9 protein-coding genes are annotated in these 13,395 nt (G+C 36.7%); 6 read left to right on the plus strand and 3 right to left on the minus strand.

The window, feature by feature from the left end; genetic code table 11:
• Positions 1-98: 98 nt before the first annotated feature.
• Positions 99-2,114, minus strand: coding sequence for a DICT sensory domain-containing protein (locus tag PN471_RS10210; RefSeq protein WP_271776755.1), 2,016 nt, complete (start codon positions 2,112-2,114; stop codon positions 99-101).
• A gap of 787 nt (positions 2,115-2,901) precedes the next feature.
• Here PN471_RS10210 and ovoA point away from each other — a divergent pair.
• From ovoA to PN471_RS10240, 6 genes are all read left to right on the plus strand, one after another.
• Positions 2,902-4,242, plus strand: coding sequence for a 5-histidylcysteine sulfoxide synthase (ovoA, locus tag PN471_RS10215; RefSeq protein WP_271776756.1), 1,341 nt, complete (start codon positions 2,902-2,904; stop codon positions 4,240-4,242).
• 58 nt (positions 4,243-4,300) lie between these two features.
• On the plus strand, positions 4,301-5,293 hold the full coding sequence (egtD, locus tag PN471_RS10220; protein ID WP_271776757.1) for an L-histidine N(alpha)-methyltransferase: 993 nt from the start codon (positions 4,301-4,303) through the stop codon (positions 5,291-5,293).
• Positions 5,294-5,686: 393 nt separating this feature from the next.
• Positions 5,687-6,802, plus strand: coding sequence for a mechanosensitive ion channel family protein (locus PN471_RS10225; RefSeq protein WP_271776758.1), 1,116 nt, complete (start codon positions 5,687-5,689; stop codon positions 6,800-6,802).
• Positions 6,803-6,879: 77 nt separating this feature from the next.
• Entirely contained in the window at positions 6,880-8,463 is a 1,584-nt protein-coding gene (locus tag PN471_RS10230) for a mechanosensitive ion channel family protein (protein WP_271776759.1), read from the plus strand.
• A gap of 478 nt (positions 8,464-8,941) precedes the next feature.
• Complete coding sequence (locus tag PN471_RS10235) at positions 8,942-9,460, plus strand: hypothetical protein (RefSeq protein WP_271776760.1); 519 nt, start codon at positions 8,942-8,944, stop codon at positions 9,458-9,460.
• Between the two features lie 302 nt (positions 9,461-9,762).
• Positions 9,763-10,593, plus strand: coding sequence for a sterol desaturase family protein (locus PN471_RS10240; RefSeq protein ID WP_271776761.1), 831 nt, complete (start codon positions 9,763-9,765; stop codon positions 10,591-10,593).
• 223 nt (positions 10,594-10,816) lie between these two features.
• Here the strand turns inward: PN471_RS10240 and PN471_RS10245 are convergent, their stop codons facing one another.
• Both PN471_RS10245 and PN471_RS10250 read right to left on the minus strand, forming a co-directional pair.
• Positions 10,817-11,602 (minus strand): endonuclease/exonuclease/phosphatase family protein, encoded by a 786-nt coding sequence (locus PN471_RS10245; RefSeq protein WP_193893132.1) that lies wholly within the window; start codon positions 11,600-11,602, stop codon positions 10,817-10,819.
• A 212-nt stretch (positions 11,603-11,814) separates the two neighbouring features.
• On the minus strand, positions 11,815-12,531 hold the full coding sequence (locus tag PN471_RS10250) for a response regulator transcription factor (protein WP_193893129.1): 717 nt from the start codon (positions 12,529-12,531) through the stop codon (positions 11,815-11,817).
• Positions 12,532-13,395: the final 864 nt, after the last annotated feature.

A 13,395-nucleotide genomic window follows, 5' to 3' on the forward strand; every position in this document is an offset into this window, starting at 1 on the left:
ATTTTGTTCGTTTCGTCGCTGTAGCCTTCTTTGTTTTCGCTACGCTCAAATACAATTTGGGCTACGCAACTCAACTCACGCGCATTCATCTCACGCTCCTAAGAGTGAGACGTGGGGCTTCTGCTGATTAAGCTAAATTGACTACCCTGCACGATAGGAATTGTAAAATGGAATTGACTGCCTTGATCCTTACCTGTGGATTCTGCCCAAATTTTCCCGTTCCAGCCATTGACAATTTGCCGACAAATTGCTAGACCCAAACCAGTTCCCCCGGTAGTCCGCCGTAATGCGCCCTCTTCTTGGTAAAAGCGGTCAAAAACTATTTCTAGGCGATTGGGTTCAATTCCTCGTCCTGTGTCCGCTACGGTGACTTCTAACATCTCCTGACCATTGCTAATGGCTTTAATAATAATTTGCCCAGAAGAGGGAGTAAATTTACAAGCATTATCTACAAGTTTGGCGATTACCTCCACTAACCAATCACCGTCAGCCCTGACTAAAGGTAAGTTGTCGGAAATTTGAGTTTTGATTTGTGGAATCTTTTCTTGGCTAGAGCGTGTTCGTAAGCGACTGAGGGCTAAATCTATACATTCTTGGATGGTTAATGATTCAGGATGCCATTCTACCCGACCGCTTTCTAGGTTGGAAAGGGTTAAAAAGTCTTGTACCAGTTTCCGCATTCTTTCGGAGTCGGCTAGGGCTGTACTGAGCATGACCTGTTGTAGTTCCCAAGGCATATCCGGTTCGGTGGCCAAGCTTTCTAGGCAAACTTGAATGGTAGATAGGGGAGTGCGGAGTTCATGACCGGTAATGGCAATTAAATTACTGCGGGTGCGGTCCAAGGCTTCTAGCTGTTGGTTGAGTTCTTCTAAATTGGCAAAAGATTCGGCTTGAATGAGGGCTGCACCTATTTGAGTAGCGATCGCTTTCACTAAGTCTAACTCCCCTGGTTGCCATTCATGGGGAGGAAAATGGCAATCATGTAACTCGACAATTCCCAATAGTCGCCCTTGATATAATACGGGTTCGATCAACCAAGAACGCACGCCAAACTGCCTGACAATGGACGATAAGGCCGGTGATTTCTTGACTTGATAGTCCCCCAAGGTATCAGCCACACATACCCCCTCAAGCTGTTGTAGCACCTGCTGAAATAGCGGATTATGTTCTAACTCCCAACTTTGACCCAGTACCGATGTGATATTAGAGTTCAAAAATTCATGTTCAATTATAGCTTTGGCATCTGTAGCTTGAGCGCGATAAATTAGGCAACGACAGGCTTCTAAGTGCTGTCCCAACTCTTGCGCGGCAACTTGGAGAATTTCTTGTGGATCAAGCGATCGCCTAATTGCTGTACTAATTGAATTTACCAACCGTTCTTTCCGGGCTTGAGCGGCGATCGACCGGTAAGCTTTATGCAGCTTATACTGACTAGCTTGCAGATATGTCACCAACCTCTGCACAAACGGGTCAGTATCAAGGTCACAAGCATACTCACGATCAGAACTGACCACTGACTGACCTGTTAATTTCCCAATCCCCAACCGACTGAACACTTCATCAACTTTCCCTGCTAAATCCGGCCGATACACCTGAATTCTCTCTAACAACAATTGGGCAGCTTTTAAACACACTCGTTTTTCCGATGTCCAAATCCCCTCAAATCTCCGCGCCGTATCCATATCCAAGCTAGGGATCATCTCTGGGATATGTTGATTTTTAGCCAAAGAACCCAAGCTTTCTCGACAGATTAAGCAAGTAGCATAATTATCAGCAACTACTAGCAAATGCCATTCTTGAGCTAAAGCATCATCAGGCTCAAAAGCGACCTTTTCATAATATCCTGAGCTATTAGCAAACTCCGTTTCCGGTGCAGATAATACATATATTTGATTACTTTTTTCCGCCAGTCGTTGATAGCGGTGGGCTTCTTGACGGTAAAATCGCTCTTTCTGAAAACTAGCAATAATCAGAGGACGATCCAAATTAGCAGCTAAAACCTGATCTTCCATAGCGTGGGAGAGCGCAGTTAGTGAAGCCTTAAAATATAACTGGGGTCGTAGATGGGGGAGTGAGTCTAGTAAATCACTCAGTACGGAGGTGGAAATACTCATTAGTCATTAGTCGTTAGTCAGTGGTCACTGGTCATTAAACACATACAGCAATAGGCAATAGGCAATAGGGAAGAGTAAAGAAGTTTTCAGAGATTTGAGTGAGATAGAATTAATTACACAATGTCATTGCGTAAGCGTTGCGTGGCGTTAGCCATATGGAACGAAGTGAAATCAAGCGATCGCAAGGGTTGTGATTGCTTCCCTTCCCTCGCAATGACTGTAAATATTTTTGTCCAATTACTTACGTTTCTTTACACAGTTTGGTTTTATTGTGTTCACCTACTTATATTATCTATTACCTATTGCCTTCATCCATTATCAGCAGCAAGAACATTGATCTATTTTCATCATTCCAATATAGCTTTGTTGGCAACTAACGCCAAAACACTATAACAGGGGCTAATGTATGATTCTAACAAACTCGCCCAAAAAATTGGTATTCTTAGAAATTAATATACTTAGTTTGAACTAGCCTAAAAAGATTGTTTATATTTGGTTTTGTCAATATAGTAATTCAGTTATTAGTAATTTCACTGAAGATATTCAATACAGGAATCCATCTGGTAGTAATTTTACTGAAAATATTAAATTTCAATTAAAAAGAAAAAAAATGGTATCAATATAAGATAATTAAATACATAGCCTAGAATTCTGGCACAGAAGTTCCTGTAAAATCCCTGTAAATATTTATCATTGAGGTAAAAATTTTATTAATCAATCACTGGGTTGATTAAAAAAAATTAATCAATCCAGATATTACCAACAATTAATTCCCCAGATAAAAAAAATGACAGATGCGCCTATTCCCCAACTCGATGATTGTAGTTCAAAAATCCTGCTTAACTATTTTAAAAATTCCTGGGAAATAGAAGAAACCTTGATGAAAAGTGTAATTAAGGAAGAAACCTTTGATCTCAATCCCGATCCTTTAAGAAATAAATTAATTTTTTATCTTGGACATTCGGCTGTTTTTTATATCAATAAATTAATTCAGGTGGGATTAATCAAACATCGGATTAATCCCCAATATGAAACCCTATTTGAAATTGGCGTTGATCCAGAAACACCGGCAGAAATAGAAGCAGCCATTCAAGGAGTTAATTGGCCTGAACTTCAAAAAGTTTGGGAATATCGAGACAAAGCTAGAGCAGAAATTACCGCAATCATTCATCACACTCCTTTAAATTTACCCATTGATCAACAACATCCTATTTGGGCATTATTAATGGGAATAGAACATAGTCGCATTCACCTAGAAACCTCATCTATGCTGTTGCGTCAATTACCTATTGAGAACTTAAAACGTCCCCAAGGATGGAATTATGCACCTACTAATCGAGAAATTCCCCATAATCAAATGCGAGAAATTCCTGGTGGTACAGTTAAATTAGGAAAACGCCAAGATGATTTAACTTTTGCTTGGGATAGTGAATATGGTGATTTAGAAGTAGAAGTCCCACCATTTTTAGCCAGTCAATATCTGATTACCAATGGAGAATTTTTAGAATTTGTCCAAGCCGGTGGTTACAATAATATCAATTATTGGCATACTGAATCTTGGCAATGGAAACAACTCTACAATATCCAACATCCCAAATTCTGGATACACAAAGAAAATAACTATCGCTATCGTGCCACATTTGATGAAATAGATTTACCTTTAGATTGGCCAGTGGAAGTTAACCATTATGAAGCAATAGCTTATTGTCGCTGGAAAGGTAAAAACACTCGGTTAATGACAGAAGCAGAATGGCATCAAGCATTAACAATATCTGAAGATTCTAGTTTAGCAAATAATTATAATCTCAACTTACAATTTATTTCCCCAACTCCTGTAGGAATGTTTTCAGAAAATCATCAATCTGGACTTTCTGACTTACGGGGTAATGTCTGGGAATGGTTAGGAGAAACATTTAAACCCTTACCAGGATTTCAAACCCATCATCTTTATGCAGATCAATCTGCACCCTTTTTTGATAATAAACATTTTATGATGTTGGGCGGTTCTTGGGCAACGAATGGTACAATGGCTTTACCTTGTTATCGTAACTGGTTTCGTCCCTATTTCTATCAGCACGTTGGTTTTAGAGTGGCTGAAAGTTTGGATGAGGTGAAAGTTAAAAGGTGACAAATTTAAATTTCTGAAAACAAAAATTGTAAACATTTAATCTACCAGGATATTTACCATGAGTACACAAACATTAAACACACAAGTTTTAACAGTTTTAGATCATCACTATCAAGAGTTAGCTATTGATGGTAAAGATGTAATTGAAGGATTAAGTAAAAAACAAAAAACTTTACCACCTAAATATTTTTATGATGATCCTGGTTCTCAATTATTTGAACAAATTTGTGAGTTACCAGAATATTATCCGACTCGCACAGAAGCTTGGATTTTACAACAGTACGCTGATGAAATTGCCGAAATTACAAATTGTTGTGAGTTGATAGAATTAGGTAGTGGTAGTTCCACAAAAACTCAAGTTTTATTAACTGCTTATCAAAAAATTGCCAGTTCTTGTAGATATCTTCCCATTGATGTGAGTGGAGGAATTCTGAAAACTAGTGTTTTACAGTTACAAGAAAAGTATCCTGATATTACTATTCATGGATTATTAGGAACTTATGAACAAGCTTTAGTTCATTTAGAATCGAATTATTTACAATCGCGGATGTTGTTTTTTCTGGGAAGTTCTTTAGGTAATTTTAACCCAGAAGAGTTTGATAGCTTTTTAGCTCAAGTTTCTTGCACTTTACAGCCTGGAGATTACTTTCTACTAGGGATTGATTTACAAAAACCTACAGATATTTTAGAAGCAGCTTATAACGATAGTCAAGATGTGACTGCTGCTTTTAATTTGAATATGCTTTCTCATTTGAATTGGCGTTTTCAAGGTAATTTTGACATTAATTTGTTTAAACATCAAGCGATTTATAATCAGGTTGATAATCAAATTGAGATGTATTTACATTGTCAAAAAAGCCATTGGGTAACTTTAGAAGTTTTGGATTTAAAGGTGTTTTTTGCAGCGGGAGAAAGTATATTAACGGAAATTTCTCGGAAGTTTGATTTAACAAACATGGAAAAACAACTTCAGAGTAAAGGATTAAACACTGTGAAAACTTGGACAGATGAAAAAGGGTGGTTTGGATTGATTCTTTGTCAAGTTCAATAAGCTTTGTTTCAGTAAGAAATGAGGATTAAATAAAGTGCAACTCTTGATGGATGTAATCTAACATTGACTTAGCCCGGATTTCTCACCAAAATCCTCAAACCCTTATAAAATCTGGATTCTGGGTTTTGACACTGCATCAAAAATCAACTCCGTGAAAAATGCCCAAAACCGTTTCTCTATAAGGATCAGATATATTGTGATAGCGAAGCGCGACCTAGGAATCGCAATGTTTGTGAGAAATGCGGGTTAGGCTGTCGTTACCAAGAATTGTAAGTTAATAAATCCACGTTCCTAATTCAGAAATCAAAATTAAAAATATTTGTAAATTTCTGGATGTTGATAATTTTCTCGTGATATAAAATCAACAAGCTCAAATATCTATCAGGGTAAGTCATGGAAGTTATCTGGAACACGCTTAAGAATATCAATTATTCCAACATTCCCATTGCTAAAATCGCTGCTGTTCTCGTCATTTTAACGTTGACACAGACATTAAGAAGATTTTTTCTGGCAGTGATCATTAAAACCATTGAAAAGTTCACAAGCAAAACAGAAACTACCCTTGATGATGAATTGATTGCTATTATTAAGCCAGCTTTAAACTGGCTAATTCTTATTGGTGGATTCTGGCTAAGTAAGGAAATTCTTGCAGATAACTTAGGCTCTCAACTCAGCGAGACAATTAGCAGAGTTTTGAACGTAATAGTTCTCTTCATAGTTGCCTATGTTGTTTATCGTAGTTCTTCAATTTTAGGTCAATTAATTGCTAACGTTGTCCTGCAAACAGAAACTGAACTTGATGAATTACTCAGACCTTTGATGCCGAAAATTTTTCAATCGGTAGCAATTATTGTCTTAACAATTAAAATCAGCGAGATATTTTTAGGACAATCAGCAGCAGCACTTGTGGGGTTACTTGGTGGTGCTGGTATCACTTTAGGTTTACTGTTTAAAGACATTGTTTATGATTGGTTCTGTACAGTGATTATCTACTCGGATAATCTGTATCGTGAAGGTGACTGGGTAGGAATATCAGGATTAGATGGTTTTGTGGAAATAAAAAGTATTGGATTTAGAACCACAACACTGCATCTAGCTAAGTGGGGTTCAATTATGAAAATGCCCAATTCTCGCATGATTTCTGGAATTGTAGATAATTGGTCACAAAATCCAGGGGAAGAATTAAAGTGGGGATTAAATTTAATTCTCAAAATTGATGGTATTTCCGCAAAACAAACTGCGAGAATTTGTGATTCTATTCAACAAATGCCAAAATCTATTCCTGGTTTTTCTCCTAAGTGTACAATTCGTTTCAAAAACATTGAAAAGAATGCCAGAGTTATTGAAGTAATGGCATTTGTTAATGATGATAATCTCTACTTTGATGCTGAGAAAAACTTAAATTTAGCCATCTTGGAACTTTTAGAACAAGAGGGTATTGATTCTCTGTATGTAGAGTTGAGAACCGAACCAGAAAAATATAAACCGATGCAGAACAGCAACAATTAAAATAAAAAAGTTCAGAATAAATATACCCGAATTCATTGAAGATTTGGGTATCAAGAAAATGCGAAAATTACCTAACTATGAACATATTAATTATTTTGGCTGAAGTCGGTATTTTAATAATTGTCTTCCTCTTATTAAGATGGCTTGTAGGTAAGTTATTCAAGCTGTTGGTTAGATTATTAATATTGAAGGGTGACGATTTAAAAATCAAAATTTTGCGCCGCAATATTACTGGTTTGTTGTTGCTTAGTTGTATAGTATTGTGCGTTTTGATTGTTGGTGCTAATGGTTATCTGATCTATCGGGGTGAAAATCTCCAACAATATAAAATAGCCCTAATTCGACGGATTCCATCAGGATTTTGGATGGCATTAGGAATTGGTATAGCTCAAAGTATTGGTGTTGTAATTGCAGCAATATTCGCTCTAAAAGTCATCAAATATTGGTTAAAGATAGCTAGTAATCGTGCTAAAAACTTAGATCAAAATACCGCCGATGATGAAAGTATTGACGCTTTTTTTACTGCACTCAATCAAAGAATTAGAGGTGGAATTTGGTTATGGGTTCTGATTGCTTGTACCCAATTTCTCAACTTACCCACAGTAGTTTCCGAATATCTATATATCGCACTACGAATCTATCTGATCATTGCTGTGGGATTACTCATTCTCAAAGCAGTTGCGGCAATTGTTGATACTCTAGATGTTCTGAGCGTCAGATACTCCAGTCCTGATAATCTGTTGAGATTTTATGATCGTCTCCAACACCTGATTCCCTTTTTGAAACGGTGTTTAGAATTTGTGATTTACGTCTGCACTGTCACATTGGTAATTCAGCAGGTGCAGTTAATAGCTAAACTGGCTACTTTTGGTCTAAAAACTATCAAAATCATCGCTATCATTTTCATGAGTCGTGTGATGTTTGAGGTGATTTATTTACTACTAGAAGAGGTGCTATTCAAAGATCAGAATTTGACTGACACCCAAAAAAGCAGACGTTTAACTATGATTCCTTTGTTTCGTAGTTTATTACAATACTTAGTTTACTTCAGTGTTGCGGTTGCCGTTCTCTATATTCTTGATATTAATCCTACCCCTATTTTGGCTGGCGCTGGGATTGTTGGTATCGCTGTAGGGTTAGGCGCACAAACGCTAATTAATGATATAGTTTGTGGCTTTTTTATTCTTTTTGAAAATTATTATTTAGTAGGTGATTATATTGAAGCGGGAAAACTTGAAGAGAAACCAGTAGAAGGCACTGTTGAGGCGATAGAATTGAGAACTACTCGGATTAGACATCCCAATGGTCAATTGCAGATTATTCGGAATGGGGATATTGGCTCAATTACTAATTATTCTAAACAGTACATATTTGCAGTAGTGGAAGTTTATGTACCTTACAATTCTAATTTAACTCATATATATCAAGTGATTGAAGAAATAGGACAGCAATTAAAAACAAATGATCCTGATGTCCTTGAACCCACTCTAGTAGATGGTGTAGAAAGTATGGGTGAATCTAATTTGTTGCTGCGAACATTGACAAAGGTAAAGCCAGGAAAACATATTCAAATTCAGCGAGTTCTGCGGAAAATGTTTATGGATGCTTTGCTGTCGGAAGGTATTCTACTTCCTGCGACTATTCCCAGGAGTGAAGATTAAAAAGTCATGTTATTTTTTAAATATCAAAACGTCATAATTATAAAAATTTGGGTAAATTAGGCAATTAATTAAGCAGGACTATAGTAGTTAATTTGATCATGACTAATATTTTCTAAATGCTCTGCCAAGTTAGTAATAGTATCGCCTGTGCCAGTTGCGTAAGTCCTGTTAAGTTTTGTTTTTGGTATGCCGCCCAATGTCTGCAATCATGATAGCCTACAAAGGCCTAATCAAAATATAAATATCACTGCTGCAAAGCTGGGTTATCAATAAGTTTAAACTGTCAAGAATACCAGGAGATTATTATGACCTTAACATCTGACAAAAGACCAACAATTGGACTAATTGAAGTTCCAGCCACCGGACTATATGATGCAGAAGGAAAAAATTGGACTTCTTTATATAGACATCGTTCATTAATCAGTAAACAAGTGTTGATTCCTGACTTGCAAGCAGGGGGATTTGATGCCCTTGTCCTTTGGCTTATATCCCCGCAGAACGTCCCGTTTTTGGACGGGAAGCCTACAAGAAGTTGCTACCGTGGCAAGAGCATTGTACATTGATGAAATCTGTCGTTAGCACAGGTGTACCTGTGGTGACTTATGGCATCATTATTGGTCTACCTGATGATGATCATGATGACTTATTACTTCTTGAGGAAGCAATTACAGACCTGGTTGATGAACTGGTCAAGATTAACCCTCAGCTAGAATTTCAGACTTCTTGCTACAGTATTATTCCTTTACCCGGAACTCCCCAAGCCTTTAATTTACGCAAGGAAGGATTGCTACAATTTGAAGATAGCTGTTTATGGGGAGTATGGACTACAACTTCCAATACTCATCACCTGTCCTATGCGGAAGTTTCTGATTGGCAAATTCGTTTATCCCATATTCGCAGATCACCGACTGAATTTACTAACTACAATGGGGAATATTCAGGAATGGTGAGTACAGCTTCTTCCCATGATTCAAAAATTGTGTTAGCAAAGTCTTGAACTAAACGAAAACCTTACAGCAGATTTCATATAAGTGAAGTACACCGATAGCGGGCAAGATGCCCACACCACAAGAGTTTTATGATTCATCTCTGTACCTCATAATACTGGGAAGTGCTGTAAGTTCTGTTTTTGGAATGTCTCTCAAGGTGACAAGAAATGATAGGCTACAAAAGACAAAGCAAGATACTTATTTACATAGGAAAAATATAATCAAATGTTGACATTCTTACCCTAAAAAAACACTATTTCCATAGTGATATAAACTTTTATTGTGATATTAAACGTTTGTGGTTAAAATTATGCAAAATTTGTTGAAGTTATTGCTTGATTTCTGTTTTGAGATGGAATTTTATCTCAAGATTGCTGTTAGCTGTACAATGCTTCAGCAGGTATTCTATTTACTGTTAAATAATTTACAACTTAATCTCATCAGCCAAGTTTTATTCTACTGGTTGATTGGTTCTATCTCATTTTATGCTATTGGTTTTTTCATTGAAAGATTCATCAAAACTAAAGATAATTTAACTAAAAAACTAAGTGCAAGAGTCAATAAAGTAAAAAAACAATCATTTCCTGCTTTTACTTTAAAAGGGATGATTACAGGAGAAATTAAAAGTTTAATAGCAGCATTAATCATACTATATTTAGCTCCAGAAGTTCATAGAGGTAATAGTTTATTGTTAAATTTGGGATGGTTTTTGATGAGAATAGTTGCGGCTGATTTCTGTTTTTATATTTCCCATAGAATATTACATACAAAATCGTTTCTAAAAATCCATCTTAAACATCATGAATTTCAGGATTCATCAAGTTTTGTAGCTGGACATAAGAGTTTTCTGGAATATATTATTGTTACTATCACAGATATTTTGCCTATCTTTATATTTGGATATGATATTACTCAACTGTGTGCATGGACCTTAATCGGTAACATTTATAATTTAGAAGGTCATAGTTCTTTATCAATATTGTTCATACCTTCAGATTTTCATGACCTCCATCATACAAGCTTTCAGGGAAATTATGGTATTCAGAGCTTTTGGGATCGAGTATTTAAAACACTTAATCCTATTACTAAAAAAACAGGAATTATGTTTCCTGTCAATTCTATTGAATCTAAACTTAAGTAAGAATTCAGGTCAGGTAAAAAGATCCCCGACTTTTTTATTAATTGTGTCCATAAATTATAAATTGATCACAAAAGTCGGGGATCTAGATGTGAAGGAGGGCTATAGTTGAATACTTACAAACTTAATAGCATTGCTGAGGTTTTAAAATATATTCTCTCTATATTGAATTAGTAATTTCGGGTAAAATAAACGCAGTTAGCCGTAACAGTGAAGTCAGCTTGAACTATTCAGATTTTGAAACTGTTAATTTTACAATCACAGGAAAATGGTCAGAAGGCCATACTTCTTCCCACTGTTGACGATTAATAATGACTTGTTCTAGGGGGAAAGAGCGATCGCAATATATAGTATCAATAGCATCCCAGGCTTCACCTGTAAAATCGTGAAAAGTTTTCTGTTGTTCTAGAGGTAGAGTCCCTAAAGGATCTTGTAATTGTTTACCATTAGCTAAAGGAGATAGAAAAATTTGCCGTTCTGGAGTATCAGGATTGGCGTTAAAATCCCCCGTAAGCAGCAAGTAGTTTTCTGGAGGAAATTCCGCCAACCGTTGACCAATTAAGGCTGCACTTAACTCCCTAGATTGGGCATTTTCGTGATCTAAATGGGTATTTAATATAGTTAAAGATAGACCAGGATTAATAAGCTCAAAATTAGCCCAAGTAGCCATACGTGGTAACCGAGTTCCCCAAGTAATGCTACCAGGAACGTCTGGAGTATCACTGAGATAAAAATCCTGTGTTTCCTCAAGTTTCAGATATTGTGGGTTATAGAAAATTGCACAATGTTCACCCGTTCCTGTACCAGTGCGATCGCCCCCAATAATGTTATATTCCGGTAGGAGTGATTGTAAATCTGCCAGTTGATGAGATTTACCCTCCTGTGTCCCCAGCAAATCCGGTTTGTAATATTGAATTAAAGAAGCGATCGCCCCCACACGCTTTATCCACTGACGCACCCCCGGATCTGGTTTATCATAGCGGAGATTAAAGGTCATTACAGTAATTTGCATATATATTTTTTCAAGCTGAAAATGCAGTTTGTCCTCAACCAGAGAATATCCTATAGAAGCAAAAAATTAAAGGTTTTATCCGAGGCTTGAGTAGATACGACTCCCTGACAGACTTTAGCTCCAATATCTACCGATTAATCACCTAAATCATCTCATCAAGCCCAGATTTGAGCAAATTGTTAAGCCATCACAACCATCATATTTCGCCAAATTTAAATCGTGGGATTTTCCGGTGGATCAAACTTATAGCCATAACCCCGTACCGTCTTAATAAACTCCGGCATACTAGAATCAGCCTCCATTTTCTTGCGTAACTGACCAATATGCACATCAACAACGCGACCATCACCCACATAATCACACCCCCAAATCTTTTGAATTAATTGAGTGCGACTCCATGCTTGTCCAGGATGGGTAGCTAGAAAATGTAAAATATTAAACTCCAAAGCAGTCAAAGGCAAAGCTTTATTATTGAGTGTAACCTCCCGTGCGTCTGAATTAATAGACAACTGGTTAAAAATGAGGCGTTGTGCAACACCGGGCTGAATATAGCGAACACGCCTTAATAGTGCTTCCACCCTAACTTCCACCTCCGCCAGACTAAATGGTTTAGTTAAAAAATCATCCGCACCAGCAGCCAAGACCTTAATTTTATCAGCTTCATCATTGCGACTAGTCAGCATCATTACCAAAACATTAGTCCGGCTCTGCATCTCTTGACACAGTTTATATCCATTTGCATCTGGTAAATTCCAATCAAGAATTACTAAAGCCGGATTTAATTTCTCAAAACAAACAAGAGCCGTTTTACCGTCCGCGGCTGACTCAATTTCATATTTACGACTCAAGAAACGCTGAATCAAGTTGCGAACACTGGCATCATCATCTACAATCAGGATCTTAGACTTAGTTGTGGAAAGCGTATCCATAATGCAATATATTGTTGTTTCGGCAAGTTGCTGTGACGATATGTACTGCTTAAGTTGAGTTTTTGAAACTAAATTTACCCTCAATTCCTGTTTATTGATAGCAGGAAAGGGAAAAGTCTTTTAGTCTCTAAATCAAGCAGCAGGGTTACTCAAGCCATGTTTTATGTCCTCTCCTAGATAGAAACTGCTATAGCTAAATTTTTCATGAAGTTTTTGCAAACTTTAGACATCTTACTCTTTAAAAGAAGTATAAGTAATGGACAATTTTGGTATTTTTTAAAGATTTTTTTGTATAAATTATATCAATAAATAAAATAGATGCCTCCACATTCATCATTACAAGATACCCAACCATCTGAAATATCGGGTATCTTTCTGTTACTCCCTTCCCTGTGAAAGATTACCTATCTTCTTTTCTTTTTCCTTCGTATTTATCTGACAGACTAAGTAGGTTGGCGTTAAAAATTGTCGTTATGACAACGGAACAGGGAACAGGGAAGAGGTTTTGGACAACTTTACTTTTTACTTTTCGTTACATATTTCGGTTTTTTTCCGTTCACTTACTTACTAGTGGAAAGGAATTAACATCGGAATGGAGATAGTTAGGGCTTGCTGAACAAACCGAAAACCTAGATATATTAAGAGTTTCCGGGGTAAAAAAGTGAATTAGGTGCAAGGAATAAGCATTGAAACCATTAAAAACCTATCACTTTCTGGAATTTGAGACTATTCTTATATCTTTCTAATTCATCCTCCTGACTCCTGACTCCTAACCCTCACAGATAACTTTTTCAGCAAACCCTAGTTAGAGGATGTTTTAAAAGTTTTTAATGTATAAATAAACTCCTCTCCAAACCTCTCCCC

This window comes from Aphanizomenon sp. CS-733/32, assembly GCF_028330045.1.
Lineage (GTDB): Bacteria > Cyanobacteriota > Cyanobacteriia > Cyanobacteriales > Nostocaceae > Dolichospermum > Dolichospermum gracile.